Origin of the sequence: Dokdonia sp. (genome assembly GCF_039945015.1) — a bacterium.
In the GTDB taxonomy this organism is placed as follows: domain Bacteria; phylum Bacteroidota; class Bacteroidia; order Flavobacteriales; family Flavobacteriaceae; genus Dokdonia.
Map to the genome: position 1 here is coordinate 88,119 of NZ_JBDUXP010000005.1, position 23,869 is coordinate 111,987.

26 protein-coding genes are annotated in these 23,869 nt (G+C 34.9%); 20 read left to right on the forward strand and 6 right to left on the reverse strand.

Annotated features, from left to right (window positions below):
- Positions 1 to 28: 28 nt before the first annotated feature.
- The 12 genes from ABJD27_RS06310 to ABJD27_RS06365 all read left to right on the forward strand — a co-directional run bounded on the left by ABJD27_RS06310 (position 29) and on the right by ABJD27_RS06365 (position 10,693).
- Positions 29 to 859: a cyclase family protein gene (locus ABJD27_RS06310; protein ID WP_348168295.1), complete on the forward strand. Its 831-nt coding sequence runs from the start codon at positions 29 to 31 to the stop codon at positions 857 to 859.
- 18 nt (positions 860 to 877) lie between these two features.
- Positions 878 to 1,069 (forward strand): hypothetical protein, encoded by a 192-nt coding sequence (locus ABJD27_RS06315; RefSeq protein ID WP_348168298.1) that lies wholly within the window; start codon positions 878 to 880, stop codon positions 1,067 to 1,069.
- An 80-nt stretch (positions 1,070 to 1,149) separates the two neighbouring features.
- Positions 1,150 to 1,701, forward strand: a complete 552-nt coding sequence (locus ABJD27_RS06320) for a DUF2911 domain-containing protein (RefSeq protein WP_348168301.1) — start codon at positions 1,150 to 1,152, stop codon at positions 1,699 to 1,701.
- 71 nt (positions 1,702 to 1,772) lie between these two features.
- Positions 1,773 to 2,231, forward strand: a complete 459-nt coding sequence (locus tag ABJD27_RS06325; protein WP_348168304.1) for a hypothetical protein — start codon at positions 1,773 to 1,775, stop codon at positions 2,229 to 2,231.
- Positions 2,232 to 2,278: 47 nt separating this feature from the next.
- Positions 2,279 to 2,845 carry a hypothetical protein gene (locus tag ABJD27_RS06330; RefSeq protein WP_348168307.1) on the forward strand — a complete coding sequence of 189 codons (567 nt, stop codon included), beginning with the start codon at positions 2,279 to 2,281 and terminating at the stop codon, positions 2,843 to 2,845.
- A gap of 174 nt (positions 2,846 to 3,019) precedes the next feature.
- Positions 3,020 to 3,913, forward strand: coding sequence for a TIM barrel protein (locus tag ABJD27_RS06335; protein WP_348168310.1), 894 nt, complete (start codon positions 3,020 to 3,022; stop codon positions 3,911 to 3,913).
- Between the two features lie 22 nt (positions 3,914 to 3,935).
- The gene (locus ABJD27_RS06340) at positions 3,936 to 4,313 is read left to right on the forward strand and encodes a DUF3703 domain-containing protein (protein ID WP_348168313.1); all 378 of its coding nucleotides are present in this window, start codon (positions 3,936 to 3,938) and stop codon (positions 4,311 to 4,313) included.
- A gap of 432 nt (positions 4,314 to 4,745) precedes the next feature.
- Positions 4,746 to 7,187: a bifunctional aspartate kinase/homoserine dehydrogenase I gene (gene thrA / locus ABJD27_RS06345; protein WP_348168316.1), complete on the forward strand. Its 2,442-nt coding sequence runs from the start codon at positions 4,746 to 4,748 to the stop codon at positions 7,185 to 7,187.
- 26 nt (positions 7,188 to 7,213) lie between these two features.
- On the forward strand, positions 7,214 to 8,152 hold the full coding sequence (locus ABJD27_RS06350; RefSeq protein ID WP_348168319.1) for a homoserine kinase: 939 nt from the start codon (positions 7,214 to 7,216) through the stop codon (positions 8,150 to 8,152).
- 96 nt (positions 8,153 to 8,248) lie between these two features.
- On the forward strand, positions 8,249 to 9,544 hold the full coding sequence (thrC, locus tag ABJD27_RS06355) for a threonine synthase (RefSeq protein ID WP_348168322.1): 1,296 nt from the start codon (positions 8,249 to 8,251) through the stop codon (positions 9,542 to 9,544).
- Positions 9,545 to 9,607: 63 nt separating this feature from the next.
- Positions 9,608 to 10,030 carry an RDD family protein gene (locus ABJD27_RS06360; RefSeq protein WP_348202012.1) on the forward strand — a complete coding sequence of 141 codons (423 nt, stop codon included), beginning with the start codon at positions 9,608 to 9,610 and terminating at the stop codon, positions 10,028 to 10,030.
- Between the two features lie 219 nt (positions 10,031 to 10,249).
- Positions 10,250 to 10,693, forward strand: coding sequence for an RDD family protein (locus tag ABJD27_RS06365; protein ID WP_348168328.1), 444 nt, complete (start codon positions 10,250 to 10,252; stop codon positions 10,691 to 10,693).
- 42 nt (positions 10,694 to 10,735) lie between these two features.
- On the opposite strand, the gene ABJD27_RS06370 is transcribed toward ABJD27_RS06365, so the two are convergent.
- Complete coding sequence (locus ABJD27_RS06370; RefSeq protein WP_348168331.1) at positions 10,736 to 11,656, reverse strand: DUF6624 domain-containing protein; 921 nt, start codon at positions 11,654 to 11,656, stop codon at positions 10,736 to 10,738.
- Positions 11,653 to 12,042 carry a hypothetical protein gene (locus tag ABJD27_RS06375; RefSeq protein ID WP_348202013.1) on the reverse strand — a complete coding sequence of 130 codons (390 nt, stop codon included), beginning with the start codon at positions 12,040 to 12,042 and terminating at the stop codon, positions 11,653 to 11,655. The genes ABJD27_RS06370 and ABJD27_RS06375 overlap by 4 nt, the downstream gene beginning before the upstream one ends.
- Before the next feature lie 154 nt (positions 12,043 to 12,196).
- Here ABJD27_RS06375 and ABJD27_RS06380 point away from each other — a divergent pair, with 154 nt between their 5' ends.
- The 7 genes from ABJD27_RS06380 (at position 12,197) to ABJD27_RS06410 (ending at position 19,829) form a co-directional block, all read left to right on the forward strand.
- Positions 12,197 to 13,150: an ion channel gene (locus ABJD27_RS06380; RefSeq protein WP_348168337.1), complete on the forward strand. Its 954-nt coding sequence runs from the start codon at positions 12,197 to 12,199 to the stop codon at positions 13,148 to 13,150.
- A gap of 13 nt (positions 13,151 to 13,163) precedes the next feature.
- A complete protein-coding gene (locus ABJD27_RS06385; RefSeq protein ID WP_348168340.1) occupies positions 13,164 to 13,466 on the forward strand; it encodes a peptidyl-tRNA hydrolase in 303 nt (100 codons plus the stop codon).
- Positions 13,467 to 13,470: 4 nt separating this feature from the next.
- The gene (locus ABJD27_RS06390) at positions 13,471 to 14,286 is read left to right on the forward strand and encodes a hypothetical protein (protein ID WP_348168343.1); all 816 of its coding nucleotides are present in this window, start codon (positions 13,471 to 13,473) and stop codon (positions 14,284 to 14,286) included.
- Positions 14,287 to 14,468: 182 nt separating this feature from the next.
- Positions 14,469 to 16,313, forward strand: a complete 1,845-nt coding sequence (locus ABJD27_RS06395) for a Xaa-Pro dipeptidyl-peptidase (RefSeq protein WP_348168346.1) — start codon at positions 14,469 to 14,471, stop codon at positions 16,311 to 16,313.
- A 133-nt stretch (positions 16,314 to 16,446) separates the two neighbouring features.
- Positions 16,447 to 17,976: an alpha/beta hydrolase gene (locus ABJD27_RS06400; protein WP_348168349.1), complete on the forward strand. Its 1,530-nt coding sequence runs from the start codon at positions 16,447 to 16,449 to the stop codon at positions 17,974 to 17,976.
- A gap of 107 nt (positions 17,977 to 18,083) precedes the next feature.
- The gene (locus ABJD27_RS06405; protein ID WP_348168352.1) at positions 18,084 to 18,734 is read left to right on the forward strand and encodes a DinB family protein; all 651 of its coding nucleotides are present in this window, start codon (positions 18,084 to 18,086) and stop codon (positions 18,732 to 18,734) included.
- A 42-nt stretch (positions 18,735 to 18,776) separates the two neighbouring features.
- Entirely contained in the window at positions 18,777 to 19,829 is a 1,053-nt protein-coding gene (locus tag ABJD27_RS06410; RefSeq protein ID WP_348168355.1) for a hypothetical protein, read from the forward strand.
- A gap of 166 nt (positions 19,830 to 19,995) precedes the next feature.
- On the opposite strand, the gene ABJD27_RS06415 is transcribed toward ABJD27_RS06410, so the two are convergent.
- From ABJD27_RS06415 to ABJD27_RS06430, 4 genes are all read right to left on the reverse strand, one after another.
- The gene (locus ABJD27_RS06415; RefSeq protein ID WP_348168358.1) at positions 19,996 to 20,862 is read right to left on the reverse strand and encodes a hydroxymethylglutaryl-CoA lyase; all 867 of its coding nucleotides are present in this window, start codon (positions 20,860 to 20,862) and stop codon (positions 19,996 to 19,998) included.
- Between the two features lie 36 nt (positions 20,863 to 20,898).
- Entirely contained in the window at positions 20,899 to 21,510 is a 612-nt protein-coding gene (locus ABJD27_RS06420; RefSeq protein ID WP_348168361.1) for a LysE family translocator, read from the reverse strand.
- A gap of 58 nt (positions 21,511 to 21,568) precedes the next feature.
- Complete coding sequence (locus tag ABJD27_RS06425) at positions 21,569 to 21,775, reverse strand: hypothetical protein (RefSeq protein ID WP_348168364.1); 207 nt, start codon at positions 21,773 to 21,775, stop codon at positions 21,569 to 21,571.
- Positions 21,776 to 21,839: 64 nt separating this feature from the next.
- Positions 21,840 to 22,868, reverse strand: a complete 1,029-nt coding sequence (locus tag ABJD27_RS06430; RefSeq protein WP_348168367.1) for a quinone-dependent dihydroorotate dehydrogenase — start codon at positions 22,866 to 22,868, stop codon at positions 21,840 to 21,842.
- 85 nt (positions 22,869 to 22,953) lie between these two features.
- Between ABJD27_RS06430 and ABJD27_RS06435 the strand changes: the two genes are divergently transcribed.
- Positions 22,954 to 23,796 (forward strand): alpha/beta hydrolase-fold protein, encoded by an 843-nt coding sequence (locus tag ABJD27_RS06435; protein ID WP_348168370.1) that lies wholly within the window; start codon positions 22,954 to 22,956, stop codon positions 23,794 to 23,796.
- Positions 23,797 to 23,869 lie beyond the last annotated feature (73 nt).

Consider the following 23,869-nt stretch of genomic DNA (forward strand, 5'->3'; position numbering starts at 1 on the left):
AAATAGTATCATTTAAAATTAACACAACATGAAACCATTCCTATTTTTGACGCTAGCATTCATTACTATTGTAAGTTCTTGTAAAGATGCGTCACCAGCACCTCAAGGTACAGTTGCAACAACTCCTAAAGAAGCCTCTGAAAGAAAAATCATTGATTTATCACACGTATATTCTAGTGAGACAATCTATTGGGTGACTGCAAAGGAATTTGAACTGGATACTGTTTTTAAAGGACAAACAGACAAAGGATATTATTATTCAGCTAATAACTTTACTACTGCAGAGCATGGAGGCACACATATAGATGCACCAATTCACTTTGCAGAAGGTAGACAATCTGTAGATGAGATTCCGCTAGATAAATTAATAGGGAATGCTATAAAGATTGATGTTTCTTCTAAAGCATTTACGAGTCCAGATTACTTAATTAGTATAGACGATCTGAAAGCTTGGGAGGCAAAAGAGAAAACTAAAATTCCAAATGGTAGTATTGTTTTATTACAAACAGGATATTCAAAATACTACCCAGATAAAGTTAAATACCTAGGAACCGAAGAGCGTGGAGAAAATGCAGTAAAACAACTTCATTTCCCAGGGTTATCCCCAGAAGCAGCTACTTGGCTTGTTGAAAATCGCGATATCAATGCTATTGGTATTGACACACCAAGTATTGATTACGGCCAGTCTGAATACTTTAAAAGCCATGTTATATTACTCTCTAAAGACATACCCGCTTTTGAAAACCTAACAAACCTTGATCTACTTCCGAGTAGTGGTTTTGAAATCATTGCATTGCCTATGAAAATTCAAGGAGGAAGTGGTGCTCCTTTACGAATCGTAGCCATTGTTACTGAGTAAGAATCGTATCTTTATACCATGAACAACAAAGTAAAGACGTACTTAATTTCTGGTGCTTTTCTCACGTATTACGGATTAAAAGATGACAACTTTTTAATTTGGTATAATGGACTAGCATTAGCTCTAGGAATAACAGCTTTAATACTAGCATATATAACTTATAGAAAAGATAAAAATCAAAGTGGCAAAAATCATACTCCAGAGAACTAGTTAAAGCCTGAAACAATAGGAATACATAAACGTTTAATGGATATCTTTAAATAGTAAATACAGGTTAAACCAAATACATCATGAAAAAAGCATTAAAAATCGGAGGTATTATTATAGTCATTCTATTTGCAGCTGGATACGGTTTTAGAGAATATGTGATTTCTCAAACAAAAAAAGCTAGCCCTGAACAAATAGTAAACTATACTAATGGAGACACAACACTCGAAGTATTTTATAATCGACCATATAAGAAAGGGCGTGTCATTTTTGGCGAATTAGTTCCCTATGATATTACTTGGCGTACAGGTGCAAATGAAGCGACTACATTTGAAACAAATACAGACTTAACCATTATGGGGAAAACACTTCCCAAAGGAAAATATACGTTATGGACAATTCCTAGCGCTACAAGTTGGCAAGTGATCTTTAATGATAAAATGTATCTATGGGGAACCGGAAGTAATGGCGCCTCTCGTGATCCAGAAAAAGATGCAATCATTGTCACAGTTCCTGTAAACACCACTGCCGAGGCAGAACAGTTTACGATTACATTAGAAGAAACTGGTGCTCAAGTACATTTAAACCTCGCTTGGGATACCACAAGCGTTTCTGTTCCTATGACTATACAGTAAACAGCGTTCTTAATACTAATATGTTTTTATACGCTTTCGCGAAAGCGTATAGCATAAATAAAAAATGAAAGATGAAAAACATAAATTTCAAACTCATACTCATTCATTTATTAGGGGCTATCTTATTCATTTGGGCATTTGGACAACTTTTCTGGTTATATGATATAGAATTAATAACAGCTCTTTCTAAAGAAGGCAAAGAATCAGTTCGGGATTTTGGTCCTGAAAGAATGGCTTACGTTCTATTAGCAAAAGATATTGTCCCCTTCATTGGGCTTCTACTGTCATTTTCTATCTCTTTATTTTTGACTATAAAAAGAAAAAAAGGGGTTATTAATTCTATACTAGTTTTTGTAATAGCACTTGCGTTAATTATAGTAGAATTACTAGATTTTGATTTTATCAATCACATCATCATGCTTCCAGGAAAAATCTTATTTGATTCTGTATTGTGGACTTCAATAACAAATGCAGCGATTCTAATTCTAGTAGCCGTTTGGGTACATTTCTCTAAATTAACAAATAAGTAGATGTAAGTAATCTGAGGTTAAATAGTACCATTAGATAGGAAAAGAAAATGACTCCTAAATACCAACTACATTCCAACGATATACTCACACAACATGTAAAAAAACATGATGTAAACTCTTGGGAAGAATTAGTATCCTTTATAAGAGCATTGCCCTATGGGAGAAATACCAATCGGACTGACCTCTCTTTAGTCATCAAAGAAAAGAAAGGAACGTGTAGTTCAAAACATGCTTTTTTAAAGAAAATAGCAGATCTAAATAACATTCCAAGTGTCAAATTGATTCTAGGAATGTATAAAATGAGTGAAGCAAATACACCAAAAATTGGCGCCGAATTAACGACACATCATTTAGATTATATTCCCGAAGCACATTGCTATTTAAAAATAAATAACAAACGTGTTGACATAACCTCTAGCACATCTCAATTTTCTAACATTGAACAAGACATCCTTCAAGAAAGAGAAATCACGCCAGAACAAGTAGCTCACTTTAAGGTGGACTATCACAAGGACTATATAAAAAAATGGATCATAGATCAAGACACTAAATTTACTTTTGACGCACTCTGGAAGATTAGGGAAACGTGTATCAAAAATCTAACAGAATCTTAAAGTTCAGTGTTCTTTTTTTATACAAATACCGCTTTCGCGAAAGCTTACCAAGCATAAAACCCTTAGTCCATAAACTCTATACCATTCCTACTTCTAAATAACGAAAAAAGCAAACGGCTTCCTCTCCTTTTAATCAAATGCAGTATCTTTCCCTTACCAATCATTTTCAATGCTATGAAAAGAAGAAAATTTATTGAAACCGCTGGAATTCTTGGAGCAGCAACCTTACTACCTATATCTTGTTTAACCATGAAAAAAACACCTACATACAAATTGGGGTATCAGTTATTTTCTATCCGTGACAAAATGGATAAAGATCCTATAGCTACGTTAAAAGCATTAAAAATGATAGGTTATCAAGATTTTGAAGCCTACGGATTTGATCCAGAAAAAGGAATGTATTATGGACATACAGCCTTAGATTTTAAACAAATCCTAGATGACCTAGAACTTTCTGTCTCTAGTGGTCATTATGGGTTTTCATCCTACCTAGAAGCCTCAGATGATGATTTGAAACATTTTGTAGACCAATGTATTAAAGGAGCCAAAACACTAAATAGCGCCTACATTACATGGCCATGGATCGCTCCAGAACAACGCACTATAGATAATTTTAAATTAATGTCTCATAAGCTTAATCTTATTGGAGAACAAGTAACCGCAGCTGGCCTTGGGTTTGCATATCATAATCATGGATTTGAATTTGAGGATCACAATGGCAAAAATGGCTTTGATATTATCATCTCAGAAACCGATGCATCCCTAGTAAAACTCCAAATGGATATGTATTGGGTAACACATTCTTCTAAGTATACCCCTAAGGAATTAATACATAAACAACCCGGAAGATACGTGATGTGGCATATCAAAGATATGGACACAAACACCAGAGATTATACAGAATTAGGAAATGGATCTATAGATTATACAAAGCTCCTCCCCGACCCTATCACCTCAGGACTTGAATTTTATTACATAGAACAAGGAGGTAATTTTACTCACAATTCTTTACAAAGTGCTACAGATAGCGCTATTTATTTTAAAGAACATCTTCAAAAATTCTTATAACTATCCCCAAGAGAATACAACTATGACACTATATACAGCCATTCCCAAAAAATTGAAGCCATTTTATACCACAGAATTATCAAAATATCAAATTGCCTACGCTCAAGGAGATTTAGCTGGCGCTTGGTATCATTTGGAACGAGCACATATCATTGGGCAAAAATATCCATATGCGCACACATATGTACATTGGAAAATGCTTCAATTTGGTATTAAAATCAAAAACAGAAAGGAAATCATCGGGCAAATCCCAAGGCTCATTTTTGGAGGCGTAAAGTCTTTTGTTGGAAAAATTCCTGTTGGAAATCCTGGTGGCGCAAATGTACCTCCTTTAAAGACGTTTCCTATAGCTCATGATTTGCAAGAAATATTTGCAAAAGCACAGGTACTTTCTAATTAAAAAAAATGAGAGTACATAACTAAATACTTCAAAAATCAAGACCTATCCTCAAGTAAAAATCAAAGACTACATATTATTCATTTAGGACACCTCTACTCTAAAGAATCCACAAAATAAAAAGAAAATATTCTCGATTTCATAAAAATCATATGTATCGCTTGCACAGTAAGATAAAAAGACTACTTTTATTTAAGCTAAGAGATATGAATACAACAACAAACATATTCATTTATACTACTACCATTATTTCTATTGGTACTATGACCCCTATGGGGTTATAGCTATACATATCATCCATTCTGTCATATCGCTTTTGCGAAACCAGCCTCGTCGATAGACAGGAGCAAGACACCTATTCTAAATACACATATATAATATAAAATAACTGTATACACAGTTATCAAAACCATACCCGTTATACGGGCATTACAAATGAGAGTACTCAAATTTGGAGGGACATCTGTAGGAAGTCCAGATAATATACAAAAAGTCATTGCTGTTGTAGATCAATGCGCAAAAGAAGAACAAGTTGCAGTCGTCGTATCGGCTATAGGAGGAATTACCAATCAATTAATCTTGGTAGGAAATCTAGCTGCTCAAAAAGATAGTTCGTACATAACCGTTTTTCAAAGAATCAAAGACGTACACCTATCTTTTACAAAAGAACTTACAGAGAATAATCCCGAAACACTTCAGAAAGTAACACGCCATATGAATGATCTGGAAGCCTTACTACAGGGTATTTTCCTTATTCATGAGCTATCCCCAAAAACCATCGATAAACTCACCGCTTTTGGAGAACTTACGTCTTCTATTATTATTACTGCTGCCTTTAATCATCAAAAAGTAGAAGCACATCTTAAAGACACGCGAGAACTCATACTCACAGATAGTACCCATACGAAAGCCATGGTGCAATATGAGCAAACCAATGATGCTATTACAACTCATTTTAAACAAAGTGACGCAAAGATTACAGTTCTCCCTGGTTTTATAGCACGATCAGGTACAGGAGAAACAAGTACTTTAGGACGTGGAGGATCTGACTTTACAGCAGCTATTATTGCAGCTGCACTCGATGCAGATGTTCTCGAAATCTGGACAGATGTGAGTGGGATGTACAGTGCAAATCCCAAAATAGTAAAGCAAGCGCAACCTATCGCCCATATTTCATATCATGAAGCCATGGAACTTTCTCATTTTGGAGCCAAAGTACTTTACCCTCCTACCATTGCTCCTGTGATGCAAAAAGATATCCCGTTATATATTAAAAATACATTAGACCCAGAAGCATTAGGCACCTGTATTTCAAAAGATGGAAATGGAAAAAACACGCCTATTAAAGGAATCAGTCATATAGGTGACATCGCTTTACTCACATTAGAAGGAACAGGAATGATTGGTATTTCTGGGATTTCAAAACGCTTTTTTGAAACACTCTCTTCACTTGATATCAGTGTAATCATGATTACACAAGCCTCTAGCGAACACAGCATTTGTATAGGAATCACTCAAGAAGATGCTCAAAAAGCAAAAAAAGCAATAGATACTACGTTTGCCTATGAAATTGCACTTCATAAAATAGATCCTGTTTACATAGAAAAAGAGCTCGCTATTATTGCGCTCGTGGGCGAAAAAATGAAAAGCCATCAAGGCATTTCTGGAAAAATGTTTAGTACATTAGGAAAGAATAATGTCAACATCAGAGCTATTGCACAAGGCGCTAGCGAAAAGAACATCTCAGCAGTCATCGCTTCAAAGGATGTAAAGAAAGCCCTTAATAGCTTACATGAACGCTTCTTTGAAGATCAACGCAAACAACTTAATCTCTTTGTGATGGGAGTGGGAAATGTAGGTGGTAAATTACTGGCTCAAATTCAACAACAACAAGAATATCTTTCGGAAAATCTCAATTTACATCTTCGAGTAATCGGGCTGTCCAATAGCCGTACGATGTGCTTTAAAGAAGATGGTATTGATCTTACACAATGGCAATCTACACTAGCCGATGGGAAGAAAGCAGATGTGGTACGCTTTCGCGAAAGCGTCATTAACCTCAACATACGCAACTCCGTATTTGTAGACGTTACAGCAAATGAAAACGTAGCCATGAGTTACGCCGAATATCTTCGCAATAGTATTGCGGTGGTGGCATGTAATAAAATTGCAAGTGCAAGCGCTATGCAAAACTATAGTTTACTTAAAAGATTAAGCAGAAAATACAATGCTCCATACTTATTTGAAACCAATGTTGGTGCAGGATTACCTATTATAGATACTTTACAAAACCTCATCGCTTCTGGAGATAGAATTACAAAAATTCAAGCAGTTTTATCTGGGAGTTTAAACTTTGTCTTTAATAACTTTACATCAGGAAGTAGTTTTCACGATGTTGTACAACAAGCCAAAGAAGAAGGATACACAGAACCTGATCCACGAATTGATTTAAGTGGTGTAGATGTGGCTCGAAAAATATTGATCCTTGCTAGAGAATCAGGACTCACACTAGAACTCGAAGACATTATTAATACGCCTTTCTTAACAGAAAAGAACTTAAACAGTACCGATGTACCTCACTTCTTTGACACTTTAAAAGAAGATGCACCACATTTTGAAACTCTAGTGAGTACTGCCTCTGCAAAAGGAGAGCGACTCAAATATGTCGCACAATTAGAAAACAATAAAGCTAGTGTAGGCTTACAATCTGTAGGGTCAGAAAGTCCATTTTATCAATTAGAAGGAAAAGATAATATTGTACTTTTCTACACACAACGATATCCAGACCAACCACTTATTGTAAAAGGAGCTGGAGCTGGCGCCGATGTAACTGCTAGTGGATTATTTTCAGACATTATTAGATTAAGACAATATTAAAATCATCCGCTTAAGCGGTCATAGATATGAATACTATAAGAGAGGAAGTACGGATCTTTTGCCCTGCTACAGTTGCTAATGTCAATTGTGGTTTTGATGCATTAGGTTTTGCATTAGAAGGCATCGGAGACGAGATGGTTATCCGTAAAGTAAAAACACCTGGAGTTACTATTACCAAAATTACAGGAGAAGAACTTCCTATGGAAGCTCATAAAAATGTAGCTGGCGTGTCTGGGCTAGCCATGCTAGAAGGCATCAATGCCAATTTTGGGATAGAGATTGAGATTCATAAGAAAATTAGAGCAGGAAGTGGGATTGGAAGTAGTTCTGCAAGTGCTGCGGGAGCCGTTTTTGGGATCAATCAGTTATTAGAAAATCCATTGGATAACCTAGCATTGACCAACTATGCTATGAAAGGCGAAGCTCTTGCTAGTGGTAATGAACATGCAGATAATGTTGCTCCATGTGTCTATGGAGGAACTACCTTAATCACAGGATATAATCCTTTACGTATTATTGCGTTACCACCTATGGATAGTATCTATGTAGGGATTTTGCATCCACATATAAAAATAGCAACCAAAGAAGCTAGAGCAATTCTTCCAAAAGAAGTTTCGCTTGCAAATGCAATTACACAAGCACAGAACTTGGCTAGTTTTGTTGCAAGTTTATATGAATGGGACAAGCAACTTTTTGCAGACAGTTTGCAGGATGTTCTTGTAGAACCACATCGCAAGCAATTGATTCCGCATTTTGATACAATTAAGCGTATTTCAAAAGAACATAATTGTATCGCTTTTGGTATTTCTGGAAGTGGTCCAAGTTTATTTTCGTTCGCTTTCGCGAAAGCAGATATAGATACCTACCTATCTACAAGTAAAGCTTTTTATGAAGAACAAGGACTTGCTGTAGATGCTTATTCTAGTCGAATAAGTGAACACGGATGTCGAGTGATTTCCCCCTAACCCCAAAGGGGAATTAAAAAACCTCTAGATAAATTAAACCAGATCTCCACCTTCGTGAAGATTAATTAAAATACACCCACCTGTACGGACATACATATGAATTATTATAGTTTAAACAAACAAGCACCTCAGGTCACTTTTGACGAAGCTGTCATCAGAGGAATCGCACCAGATAAGGGATTATATTTTCCAGAATCTATTCCAGAATTACCATCTGATTTTTGGGAGAATATAGAGCAATTGTCTCACGAAGAAATCGCATGCATTTCTATGAAACCCTTTGTAGGCAATACTATAGACGATGCCACTTTACTAGAGATCGTTACTGATGTTCTATCATTTGATTTTCCAATCATCGAGATAGAAAATCAAATCGCTACGCTGGAACTCTTTCATGGGCCTACCATGGCTTTTAAAGATGTGGGAGCTAGATTTATGGCACGTTGTCTTGGTCATTTCTTAAAACAACGAGGACAAACCGAAGAAGTAACAGTGCTAGTAGCAACCAGTGGAGATACTGGTGGTGCTGTAGCTCGTGGATTTTATAAAGTACCCGGTATTAAAGTTGTCATCCTCTACCCTTCTGGAAAAGTGAGTGAGATACAAGAAAAACAGTTAACAACGTTAGGGGAAAACATTACAGCATTTGAAGTAGATGGAACTTTTGATGATTGCCAAGCAATGGTCAAACGCGCTTTTCTAGATCAAGATATTACGGATGTACGTCAGCTTACCTCTGCAAATAGTATTAATGTCGCCCGTTGGTTACCGCAGTTACTTTATTACCTATTTGCCTATAAAGCATTGAAACAAAAACAACAAGAGTTAGTATTTTCTGTTCCTAGTGGCAACTTTGGAAATATCTGTGCAGGAATGATGGCACATCGTATGGGAATGCCAGTACAACAGTTTGTTGCCGCTGTAAATAGTAATACAACGATTCCGCGATTTATGCAATCTGGAAAGTATGAGCCTACAGCAACCGTTCCCACAATAAGTAATGCTATGGATGTAAGTGATCCTAGTAATTTTGTACGTGTATTACAATTGTTTGAAAATGATAGAAATACGCTTTCGCGAAAGCTTACCTCTTATTCATATTGCGATAACGCTACACGGTCTACGATGCGAACACTGTATACAAATCATAACTATACCGCCGATCCTCACGGAGCTGTAGGATATCTAGGACTTAAAGAGTATCTAAAAGAACATCCAGATGCCTATGGTGTATTTCTAGAAACAGCGCATCCTGTAAAATTCTTACCTGCCGTCGAACCTATTGTAGGTCCTTTTACAGAGTTACCAGAGCAAATTAAAGGATTGATGAATAAAGAGAAAGTGGCTTCAAAAATTAGTGATTACGAAGGATTGAAAGCATATTTAATGTAAAAAACTGGGTAATAAATAGCTTATTTTTGATACATATGAATTGTGAAACAACCCATTATTAAAATGAAAGAGAACACCTTTGAAATTGCTCAAAAAAAAATACACGTCTTAGCATTCTTAATTGACTTTACTATCTATGCTACCATTATTACGATTTTGGGGTATTTTTTTGGAGGAACATTAGAAGATGCATTTGGATTTCGTTTAAACGTACTTGCTACATTAACGATCCTGTTTATGGGGTTTTTTCTTTGGCCAATTAGTGAAGGGTTATGGGGACAAACTATTGGGAAAAGGATATTTAAACTAAAAGTACTTTCTGATGATTATAAACCTATCGAGATGGGGCCTGCCGTTTTGCGTGCCCTACTAGGGTTTATAGATTATATCTTTTTAGCAGGGCTCATTGTCGCTACTACAAATGATAAAAATAAACGTATAGGTGATCTGGCAGCAAAAACTATTGTTGTTCAATTAAAGAAGTGAAGCGTATGAAAAAGAGAAAGTAATACCGCGAATACAAGGGTATTCTGCTAAAAAGAAATATGTTAGAATTACCCAATCAAATTAAAAACCTAATAAATAAGGGGTAGATAACCCAAAAAATTGCAAACTATAGTGATTTAAAGGGGTATTTAACCCTACCAAATCCGTGGTAATTAATTTAGTTTTGTACTTATATATTCTAACTAACAAATATATGATATGCAAAATAACGTCATAGAATATACCTTCGAACATGAATTTCAAATCGCCAGCACAAGAACACGAATCATCGCTTCCATAATAGATTTTTCTATTTTTTGTATCATAAGTATAATTTTGGAGTATTTTTTTGGTGAACCTATAGAGGCTATTGGTTTTGAGTTTTATAAAATGCCAGCACTTATACTCATGTCCACAGCCTTTTTCTTATGGCCTATTAGTGAAAGTGTCTGGGGTCAAACTCTAGGAAAAAGAATTTTAGGTATAAAAGTACTTACTGATCATTATGAGCCTATTGATATAACAGCTTCTATAACACGTTATATATTAGGTTTTATAGATTATATCTTCTTAACAGGAATCATTGTAGCTGCAAATAACAAAATGAATAAAAGTATAGGAGATATGGCGGCCAATACCATTGTTGTTCAATTAAAAGAATAACAAGATTAAAACACAAGTAGTACAACTTCCGTTTTAATCTTGTTATTCTTTTAATTGAACAACGTTCCAATCATACTTTATCTTTCGTTTTAAATACTCTTTTAAGGGTTCTAGACCTATTTCTGCTCTACGTTGATCAACATATTCAGGATCTATTATTGGAAAGGGCTCTAGCACTCGTTGAGCATTATAGCGAAACTGCATTCCATAGATTTGAAGTTCATTGTCATTCACAAGAACCCTATCCTGAATCTTAGCATATTCCATACAGCTTCCCTCCTGATCTATACAGGATTGTTTTATTTGTGTTAGGTATTCTTTACGCACAGCATCATCTTTGTGGTGATTAATGACCAAAAGCGGAGCATCTGCAGCCAACTCTCCAACCATAGAATATTTTGGCCATCCATAGATTTCCAAAAGTTGTTGCATTGTTTTATAATTCTCTTCTATTATCTGCTCCTTGTATGCTCCTAACGGATAATACCATTGTGGAGCTGTTCCCTCCTTCATAAAATAAGATTTAGCCTGATCTATATAGTAATCCAGTGCTTGATCTCTTATAATGATACGAAGCAGTTTCCTTGCGTATTCAGGTTGCATCAGTTTCCCGTGATGTTCTTGGTATCTTTTTAATTGACTCTCCTCTATTGCAGACCAACGAGGGTCGTCTATTAAGGCATACAAATCTGAGTCGGCTAATGCCCATAAAGAGTTGTCTTCTTTTAAAGCCATATTGAGATACTGATACGCACTATCTTTTTGAAACGTAAGTGCATACACACAAGCAAGATTATATCCTGTTTTCCATTGTTTTGTCTGTTTATATTCTTCTTTATATGCTATGATTGCAGCTTCTAGTTTTCCTTCTCTTCTTAAACTATCACCTTTAGAAATCGAAGATTGCCCTAGACATATAGTTCCTGTGAGCACCATCAAGATGAATGTATATAATACTCTCATAATGCTACTTTTTTTGGTGTTATTACATTAAAAACTCCTTTTAGAATTTTACAACATATAAAAAGACAAACTCCCATTACAGGTGTAATTAAGGCATAAGAAACTCCTTGAAAAATTAAACTAGGTGCTATCCCTCCAGTTTTCCCTATGAAATAGAAACTGTGCATAAACCCTAATAGTAAAGAGAATACACTAGATATTAATATCCAAAAAGCAGCATTATTTATTTTTGAATTATGATACTGTATAAGTTCGAGATTATCTTGGTGGTTTCTTGCTTGTATCTTCTTTAAAAAATGATACACGGCAAGCGAACAAAAAGCGAGAAAAACAATTATAAATTTTAGATCCCCACTTGTAATAAATTCTGAAAAAGGCATTCTCATTCGAGTTCGTTTTTGTGATTAATGATCTCAAAAGTATCTTGAAGAAAGCTTCCTTTATTATTTTTACGATGGATAGACAAATTAGTTCCTTCTTTAACTGTTTTTATTCCTTTTTTAATACCTTCATCTTACAAATACTACAACAATACATCGTATGGGTGCCAAAAAGGCTGCTAAAAAATATATCAAGAAGAAGTACAATGATTTAGGGCTAGGAGAAAAAGACACTTCTGGTGGATATCGTACACTGAATAAAGATGGTTCTTTTAATGTACGTAAGACCAATGTTCCATTCCTAGAACGAATCAATTTTTTCCATTCTTTAGTCTCTATGCCTTGGCCACGTTTCTTGGGGCTTATTCTTCTGGGCTATTTTGTGATTAATATTGTGTTTGCCTCTATCTATATGTTCATAGGTGTAGAGCACCTTACAGGCATAAAAGAAGGTACTTCTTTTGAACAGTTCATGGAAGCTTTTTTCTTTAGTGCGCAAACCATTACAACTTTGGGATATGGACGTGTTGCTCCTATGGGGCTTCTTGCAAACATCGTTGCTGCTACCGAATCTATGTTGGGATTACTTGCATTTGCACTAGCCACAGGAATGCTCTATGGTCGGTTTTCAAAACCTTCGGCTACATTAAAATACAGTACACATGCTGTCATTGCTCCCTATCAAGATATTAATGGATTTATGTTTAGAGTAGTAAATGTGCAAGACAATCAACTCGTAGAGGTAGAAGTTGCCGTATCATTATCCGTAAGAAGAGAAGCATCTGAATTAAGAGATTTTTTCCGTCTAGAGCTTGAACGATCTAAGGTCGTTTTTTTACCTTCTGTATGGACTATAGTACATCCTATAAGTGATACAAGCCCTTTATATAAACAAACCATAGATGGTATGATAGCTAAAGATGCCGAATTTATTATCACTATAAAAGCTTTTGATGAATCTTTCTCACAAACGGTGTATTCTCGTACTTCATATAAAGCATCTGAAATAAAATGGGGAGAAAAATTTGTGTACTTAGTCACTCAAGAAAGAGATCGAATCTCTGTAGATTTAGGAAGACTCGATGAGACCTATAAAGCGACATTAAATACATAAAAAATCACGACACATGAAAATGTACATTCTAGTCAAAGATGATATTCCAGAAGGGTTTGCCGTTTTAGCAGCTGCTCATGCGTCACTGGCTGCATATTTAAAATTTAAAGAAGATCCAGATATGCAAATCTGGGTAACTAGTACATTTTATAAAGTAGTCTGTAAAGTAAACAAGAAAGAGTTTGAAAGAGCAAAAACGTTTGAGAACAGTGTTGTCTTAACCGAATCTGCATTAGATCATAAAGAAGTTGCCATTGCTTTTAAACCTCGTAAAGAATGGCCTAAACCATTTAAATTTTACAATCTATATAAATAAGATCATGAGACAAAAACTAGTACTTATCTGTTTTTTTAGTATTCTCTTTTATAGTTGTGATAAGCAAAATATTAATGGGCATTGGCATATTGTAGAAGTAACAGAAGAAGAAGAAGAAGAAGAAGAAGAAGAAGTGCTTTTTTCTGATGAAATTCCATCAGAATTTTACGATTTCCGCACTTTAGATATAAGTGACCATAAAGGGATAGTTAATCGTAATTCTACTTTTCTAAGACAGTATGAAATTAGTCAAGACATAAAAAATCAAGAACTTACAATACATACAGATTCAGAGCCTATTAAATTAAAGTATACAGTAGCTCCATGGATAGTTGATAGTGAAAACCTTTCAGATACCGATACCATATATCTATTTTCTAAAGAAACCAATAACAGATATAGAGGATACAGAGATTATGGCACTACGGATGTTAATCATATATATGACCCATTAAATAGTAGAAATTTTAGACACTTAAAAATTCTTGCCATTTCTAATACATCAAATTTAAAAACTGAAGATCAAAATATTACAAACTCACACCTCATCATTTTCCCAAATGAACCAAGAAAATATTTGTCGGCGTCATCTCTGATGATTATTGCAAATAGAATTGCTTCAAAAGATTCTCCTGAGGAAACTAAAAGGAACATTCAAAAGATAATAAAAGATATAAAGGATCAAAAAATAAAAGTTTTTATTGATGGTAGGTATAAAAAGGATGAATTAAAAGAATTACTTCAAACACTCTTAAGTGTAGGCGCAAAAGGTATTTACATCTCAATTAAAAAGCAAATCAAGAAAATATTCATTGGATAGAGGCTTCTAATCTACTGGATTTTATCATTCAATCAGAAAATGACAATCCTGATTTCAAAATATGGGATGCAGTAGATATATATTGATCGTATCATAATTGTTAAGCAAAATCATCATTTAACATAAATACACCAGAATATTCCTATCTTTCCTATCTAAATTCTCAATTTTATTACACTGTTATGAAAAGAAATCTCACTACTCATTTTCTATTCCTAATGCTCTTTATTTTTTCGATAGCTTGTGCGCAAAAAAAGGAAGGTCAAGGGGAAAAAATAACTCCTATTTTTAAAGATGGAGAAGCTCAAATAGTTCCTGAATTTAAAGATTCAGATGATTGGATACGGCATGACTTATGGGTCGAAACCGACTTTAATACAGATGGCGATGACAAAATGGATCGTATGCATGTATCAGTTACGCGTCCTAAACAAACAGATACAGAAGGTTTAAAACTTCCCATTGTATATGTAAGTAGTCCTTATTTTGCAGGAGTTGCTTCAGATACTCCAAATTGGAATGTAGCGCACGAACTTGGTGAAACTGCAGAAGAACGTCTACATCCAGAAGCAAAACGAACAGGAGAACGTCCTATCATTTCTAATTCTCATATCAAAACATGGGTACCAAGAGGGTATATAGTAGTACACTCTTCCTCTCCAGGGACTGGATTATCGCAAGGTGCTCCTACCGTAGGAGGTCCTAATGAATCACTCGCTCCAAAAGCAGTCATTGAATGGCTATGTGGTCGTAGAAAAGGATATACATCTATAGATGGAGATAAGACCGTAGATGCTTTTTGGTCTACAGGAAAAGTAGGAATGACAGGAACTTCTTATAATGGTACATTACCACTAGCTGCTGCAACAACAGGTGTCGAAGGACTTGAAGCTATTATTCCTATAGCACCTAACACATCCTATTACCATTACTATCGCTCTAACGGTCTTGTACGTTCGCCTGGAGGATATCTCGGAGAAGATATAGATGTTCTATATGATTTTATACATAGTGGAGACGAGTCAAAACGTCCATATAATAACAAAACTGTACGCGATACAGAGATGAAAAACGGTATGGATCGTATCACAGGAGATTATAATGATTTTTGGGAAGGAAGGGATTACCTCAACCAGATGAAACCTATGAAAGCGGCTTTATTAATGTCTCACGGATTTAATGATTGGAATGTGATGCCAGAACATAGTTATCGTATTTATGCCCAAGCAAAAGCACAAGGCATTCCTTCGCAAATCTTTTACCATCAGAATGGTCATGGAGGTCCGCCACCTATGACCATGCGTAATCGTTGGTTTACTCGCTATTTACACGGTATAGAAAATGGAGTAGAAAATGATGCTCGTGCATGGATTGTACGTGAGAATGACAAACGAAGTGAACCTACTTCATATGCAGAATACCCTAATCCAGACGCTTCAGATGTTGTGTTATACTTAGGAGGTGATGGCCCTGCAAAAGGAACGCTAGGTATCGTAAAAAAAGCAAAACAAGGTAGAGAAACTTTTGTAGATGATTATAGAATAAAAGGAAGCGATTTTGCCAAAGCAGAAATTTCAAAAAATCGTTTATTATATCTTACTCCAGAACTTACTGAGGATGTACATATTTCTGGAGTTCCAAAAATTACTGTAAAGTTAGCCAGTGATAAACCAGCAGCAAACTTATCTGTATGGCTTGTATCTTTACCTTGGAACGACGGTGCTAAAATAAAAATCACCGATAATATCATTACACGTGGTTGGGCAGATCCTCAAAACCATAGCTCTATACGTGAAGGAGAACCACTCGAACCAGGGACATTTTACAATGTGACTTTTGACTTAATGCCAGATGATCAAATCATACCTAAAGGACAACAGATTGGACTTATGATTTTTTCTAGTGATAATGAGTTTACCTTACATCCAGAGCCGGGAACACAACTCACGGTTGCTCTTGGAGGAACAACACTTACGCTTCCTATTGTGGGAGGTAAGAACGCTTTCGCGAAAGCGGTAAAAGAATAAACAAACTCTTAGAAATACTTTCTTTAAATATATAAAAGCATCAGTGATAAGGAATATACCATCGCTGATGCTTTTTTACTGTAACATTTTGTAGTATTCCCAATCTTTGATAGTGAACCTTTTACTATCTATTATGAAATTGCAACTTGTTTTCTTAGTGCTTCTCTTTCAATTTAATAACCTATTAAGTCAAACTTCTTTACAAGAAATAGATTTAGACTATGGTAGATACACTATAGGTTTTAAACATTATACTGCTACAGATAGTACACGCACTTATATTCCTAAAATAACAGTCAATCATAAGGAAGTATTACGGCCTATTCCTATAAGTATTTGGTATCCTTCTACAACATCTATACTCTCTAAATCTCCAATGTCTGTTTTAAACTATATGGAGGTTCTCAAAGAGGAAGAAGAATGGGAAAGTTTACCCAATTATTTTATTTTAGATTGGTTTTATTATGCAAATACTCCTCAAAATCAGCAACATCTTAAGGAAACAGCACAAGCCTATATAGACATTCCAATTGCAAAAGAGTCATTTCCAGTAATTATATATGCACCTAGTTTTCAAGCTTCATCTATAGAAAATTTTGCTATATGTGAGCAATTAGCTAGTCATGGATATATTGTAATTTCCAGTCCAAGTAGAGGTGCTTCTTCTAAACGTTTTCAAAAACCAGAGCGTGCTATAGAAACTCAAGCTAGAGATCTTGAATTTTTAATAAAAGAAGTTTCTCGTTTTCCTTCTTCAGATATGAATCGTGTAGCTACTATGGGGTTTAGTTTTGGGGGGTTGTCTAATGTACTTACTCAAATGCGTACCACTATCTTTAAGGCAAACCTAAGCCTTGATGGAACTATACGTTATAATCCTGATCTTTTAAAATCAACTGCTTTTTATGATCCTAAGAAGATCACTATTCCTTTTATGCATCTTGCTCAAAAAGAAATTCCTCAAGCGGTTATGCAACAGGAAAATATAAGCGCTACCTTAAATACTGATTTTGAATTTTATGATGCTCTTACCCATTGTGATGCCTACAAAATGAGATTTCACGATATGTCCCACTCCTATTTTAGTACACTAGGTGTTCTTTTTGAAAAACGAGACCTTCGCCAAGATAAAAGTGATCAAAAAATCATGGCATCTTATAAATTAGTTTCTACATATAGTCTACAGTTTATGAATGCGTATCTTAAAGATGATGCAACTGCTTTACAATTTATAACAAACACACCTCAAGAAAATAATATTTCTTCAGATCTAATTTCAAAAGAATCTAAAACAGCAACCGTACAAAAGGCGTTTGATTTTTATGATTTTGTACATCAGGCAAAGCTTCAAAATTATAAGAATGTAAAAACATTCTATAAACAGATTAAAAAAACACATCCTACATTAGAGCTTCCTGAAGGAAGGCTTAACACTTTAGGGTTACAATTGATTTTTAATCCTAAAAACGTTCAAGCTGGAATCTCTATTTTTGAATTAGCGCTTCAGTTATATCCTACATCGGCAAACCTATATGACAGTTTAGCCGAAGGATATCTATATATAGGTGATACAAAAAATGCCATTTATAATTTTGAAAAATCTTTATCATTAAATCCTGATAATCAAAATGCTACAAAAAGATTAAAAGAATTAAACCCATAGAAGCATAAGAATTTCATATCCGTATTAACAGCTTTTTAAGTAGGCATTAACGCAATCTTGTGATGATACGATAGTATATTGTATCCAACTAATCAACATATATCATCATGAATACTACTGTACTCACCGACCAAAGTCGTCGTAATTTTCTTAAAAAATCATCATTTGCAGCCGCTGGAACATTAAGCCTTATTTCTATTCCTCTTATGGGTGCTTCTTGCACTCCAATACAAGATGGGCTTAATATTGTAGGGCCAAAATCCGGATATGCACCGCAAGTAGGTACACTTGTCTCTATGATGAACTGGATGCGTAACGTTGTCGAAGGTCAAGTAAGAGGTCTCGAACAAGAACAGCTTGATTTCTTAATAGATGACAAAGCAAATTCTATAGGTGCCATGCTTATGCACCTTGCAGCCACAGAACGTTTTTATCAAATACATACACTAGAAGGTAAAAACTGGGGAAATTGGTCTCGTGAAGATTCAAAACGTTGGAGTACAGCTTCTGGGCTTGGAGATCAAGCTCGTAAAAAAATAAAAGGAAATGACCTTACCTATTACCTAGATACTCTTAATGAAGTACGTTCTCATACATTAAAAGAACTTGGAAATCGTGATGATGAGTGGCTTCTTAAAGCAGATAACAACTGGGCTTGGGGACCTACAAATGCATATTGTAAATGGTTTCATGTCGTAGAACATGAATCAAATCACAATGGACAAATTAAATTTATAAAAGCGAGATTACCTTCTTAATATATACTTCTTTTTTATTTTACGGTAAAAAAACTTCCATGTATGTCATCAGAAGAGATCATACAAAAACAACTAGACGCATATAATAATAGAGTTGGCAACAATACTAAAAAAATGAAAATTAGATCCTTAATTATTCTCTGTAGCCTTCTTTATTCTTTAACTGCTTGCGAGAACAGTGCAAAAAAGGTCATAGACTACAATAAATATCATTCAGAAATTATATTGGCAGAAGAATTAATTAGTCAAGAAAAATATGAAGAAGCATTAATTCGATATGAAAAATTATTTAATGAATATGACTTCATTTTTCTTCGAGACTATAAAATTGCTTCCCAGATTTCTTTCCTAATTGGAGAAAAGGAAAAAGGGTTGATTTATGTTAAAAAAGCGATCTCCAATGGCTGGGAATTAATACATCTCAAAGAACAAAAATTCTTAAGTAAAAATCTACTTGATTCTGATTGGGATACTATTGAAAAACAATACGAAGAGTTGCGCAATCAGTTTTTAAATAAAATTGATTCAACACTTAAAAATAGAGTTCACTCGATGTTTGAAAAAGATCAGAAAATCGCATATGAAGCCTACATTATCGAAGATGAACAAGGACAAGAGCAATTTATTACAGAAAATTTTCCTAAGCATAGTGAAGAACAATTAGTTAATCTACTTGAGATTATAGAAATTAATGGTTATCCAGGAGAGCTTCTAATAGGAAATGATTTCTGGGTTTCAACTATTTTGAGTCATCACAATTCCCAAGGAACTCAGTATGTTAAAAAAGATACCCTGTATGATTTCATAAAGCCAAAATTGATTCAATTCTTAAATGAAGGATATATATCTCCATATGAAATTGCTTTAGCCGAAGATTGGAAAAAAGCAGTTACATCAGAATGGAATGAATCATCCTATGGTTATCTTAATCCTCCTAACACATCAACTATTTCCCAAATAAATAAAACAAGAAAAGCAATTGGATTAAGGACTGTGGCATTGAGAAATAAATTGATAGATATTGAAGCAAAAACGGGAATGAATTTTTATTTACCGGACTGGGTTGATGGTAAAATAAAAATCGAAGAAAAATAAACAGTTGCCAACAATCTATAACTGCAATTACGGCAAATTCACCTACCTCCGAATCCACTCGAAATTACTAAAGTTAGTTCTTAGTGGATGTGTTAGGACTCATCCCTATTTATGAAATAGATGAAACTACTATCACAAAAGCACATTTTATATGTAAATAAGCATTTTAATGATACTTCTGGAATACCTTTAAAGCTTCATTGTAACTGCTTTCAAAAGACATCGTATTGATGTTATCGTATGCCTTTACAGAGGCTACATAAGAAATGAGTTTTTCTGTTGGCATATTACCAGTAAGTTCATCTTTTGCCATTGGACATCCTCCAAAGCCTTGGATAGCACCATCAAAACGGCGACAACCAGCTTGATAGGCTGCATCTACTTTCTCATGCCAAGTCGTAGGCGTTGTATGTAAGTGTGCTCCAAACTCAATATCTGGGTACTTAGGTATTAAATTAGAAAATAAATACTTAATATTCTCGGGATTAGACGTTCCAACTGTATCAGAAAGCGAAAGAATCTTCACGCCCATAGCACTTAGCTTTTCTGTCCATTGCCCTACAATATCAACATTCCAAGGATCCCCATACGGGTTTCCAAATCCCATAGAGATATACACAACTACCTGCTTATCATTGCTATGTGCTAGATCTAATATCTCTCTTAAAATCTCTACAGATTGTGCAATCGTTTTATGCGTATTACGCATTTGGAAGTTCTCTGAGATAGAAAATGGATACCCAAGATAATCTATCATGTCATGTTTTACAGCTTCTGTAGCGCCACGCACATTGGCAACGATTGATAGTAATTTACTTTCTGTTTTAGATAAATCAAGTTTGTATAAAACCTCAGCAGAGTCCTGCATTTGCGGAATTGCTTTAGGAGACACAAAACTTCCCACATCTATGGTATCAAAACCACAACGCAATAATGACTGGATATATTGAACTTTTTCATCTGTAGGAATCCAGTCCTTTATTCCTTGCATGGCGTCACGAGGACATTCTATGATTTTGACTTTGTTATTCACTATGTAAAAATAAGGCTAATTCCGCTTTCGCGAAAGCTATATCAAAATGAAAACAGCAATTCCAATGAATACAATAATCTGAACCCACTTAAGAACGACACCTACTTTTTCGCTCTTTCGTAAATATCCAGAAATACTTCCTGCCAGTACGGCAATGCCTCCAAAAATAAAAAGGGATTCAATCATAAATAAAATACCCAGGATGTAAAACTGAATCACGGTATTACCATCTGGATCCCATAAAAATCCAGGAAAAAAAGCGAGGAAGAAAATCGTGACTTTGGGGTTTAAAATATTCATCATTACCCCTTGTTTAAATAAAGCTGTATAGCTTTTTTTAGGAGCACCATCGGTAAGTGAAACTTTTGCATCACTTTTAAAAACACTATAGGCGAGGTATACCAAATATAAAGCGCCTAGTAATTTAATGGCAAAAAACACCGTAGGTGATGTTGCAATAATGGCAGAAAGTCCAAAAGCAACTAGTGTTGTATGTACGATACATCCAGAAATTAATCCTGCAGTCGTTGCTAGACCCGAATTGCGTCCATTTGCTACACTTTGCGTAAGTACATAAATATTATCAGGACCAGGAGAAAATGCTAATAAAGCAGTGGCTCCCATAAAAGCAATAATGGATTCAATCATATCGCACTAATATATTGCATTATATCGAATCAAAGTATATGATATCTTCAGTAATAAATTACCACTGTCTTTCTTTCCACATTAAATAGAGTCCAATAAGAAGTAATAAAAAAGCTGCGCCTACTTTTACGATTTGCGGGATAAATTTTGCAAAGTCAGGTTTTAATGAAGCCAACAGTACCATGACAGAAGCTAAAAGTAATTTATGAGAGTTACGCATTGTATGTAATTTATGCCCATTTCTAATGAGTATAAGGCAATTCATTTCTTTTAATCGAAAAAACTAGTAATCATTACAAGAAATCGATTATTAATCTATTATTTAAAACTTATGCTCTTTTGAGTAATGCTTTATTGATGTCTTTAATTAAGCTTGGTCCTTCATAAATAAACCCTGTATACAACTGTACAAGACTAGCTCCAGCATCTATTTTATCTAAAGCATCTTGTACAGAATGAATTCCTCCTACTCCAATGATAGGAAATGATTGATTACTTTTTTCTGATAGGTATTTGATCACTCGTGTAGAGGTGTCTGTAATTGGTTTTCCGCTCAAGCCACCATTCCCTATTTCTTCTAGACGTTCTTTACTCGCTTTTAATCCCTCACGAGATACGGATGTATTACTTGCGATCACTCCATCCAACTTTGTTTCCTGTACTAAATCTACAATCTCATCTAGTTGTTGATCATTGAGGTCTGGAGCGATTTTTAATACAATAGGTCGTTGCACATCAAAGGTTCTATTTGCTCCTTGTACCGCATTAATAAGTTCTATTAAGTAGTCTTTATCATTCAGTTTTGCATGACTAGATACATTAGGACAACTTACATTGAGAACAAAATAATCTACATACGGATGTAATGCGTTAAAACACGTTAGATAATCTGCTGTATATGCTTCAGGTTTAACTCCTGTATTTTTACCTATATTCCCCCCTACTAGTACATTTTTATTAGACTTGAGTCTTTCTACGGCAGCATCTACACCTCCATTATTAAACCCCATTCGGTTAATAATGGCTTGATCACTTTTTAATCTAAATAGGCGTTTTTTAGGGTTCCCAATTTGTCCTTTAGGCGTTACTGTTCCTATCTCAATAAATCCAAAACCTACATTATCAAGCTCTTTATAAAGCTTTGCATCTTTATCAAATCCTGCGGCAAGACCTACCGGATTCTTAAATGTCAATCCAAAAACTTTTCGTTCTAACCGTTTATCGTTTACTTGCCATAGACTTCTAAATATTCCGCCAAAACCAAATTTGGTCATATTTCTGATAAGCGAAAAGGTAAAATAATGGACTTTCTCTGGGTCAAAAAGGAAAAGAATGGGTCTAACGAGAAGTTTATACATATAAGTAATATTCTTATCTGCAAAAGTAATTGAAAATGGGTAATTTTATGCTTTCGCGAAAGCATAAAAAAAATCAATAGTATTTATGATAAAAAAATACGTTTTCTATCTTCTATTCCTCTCACAATATATCGTAGTTACGGGACAAGAAAACAAGGTTCCTATTAGCTTGGAAACCACACCTTTTAGTATAGGAGAAACACACACCTTTTATTCTGATATTCTTAAAGAAAATAGAATCATAAACGTATACCTACCTCAATCCTATGCAAAGGAAAAAGAAAAGACATATCCTGTGATCTATCTTCTGGATGGTAGTGCTGATGAGGATTTTATTCACGTGGCAGGAATTGTTCAGTTTGGAAGTTTCCCTTGGATTAAAATGCTCCCAGAGTCTATCATCATAGGAATAAGTAATATAGACAGAAAGCGAGATTTTACCTATCCTACAACCAATGAGAAGGATAAAAAAGACTTTCCTACAACAGGTGGATCAGAAGCATTTATCTCCTTTTTAGAAAAAGAATTACAACCCTTTGTGACAACAAATTATAAAATAACAACAGAGCGTACTTTAATAGGACAATCATTAGGAGGGTTACTCGCAACAGAAATACTTTGGAAAACACCTGATCTTTTTTCTAATTATATCATTGTAAGTCCGAGCCTTTGGTGGGATGATAACTCTTTACTTCCACAAGAAAGAATAAAGAGTACTATTCAAAAAAAGGTGTATGTTGCCGTTGGAAAAGAAGGACCATACATGGAAAGCGCCGCTTTTAGCCTTATAGGTCGTATTAAAGAAGATCGTACTATTGTGTCTAGTTTTACTTATTTTGATGGTCAAGACCATTCTAATATCTTGCATAAAGCCGTGTACGAAGCGTTCTTACATTTTTATGCGCCAGTAGAAGAAAAGAAAGAATAATAGTTTGCTTTCGCGAACCTGCCTAGCCGGCAGGCAGGAGCGTATAAAGCAACTAAACAATAGATATAAACAA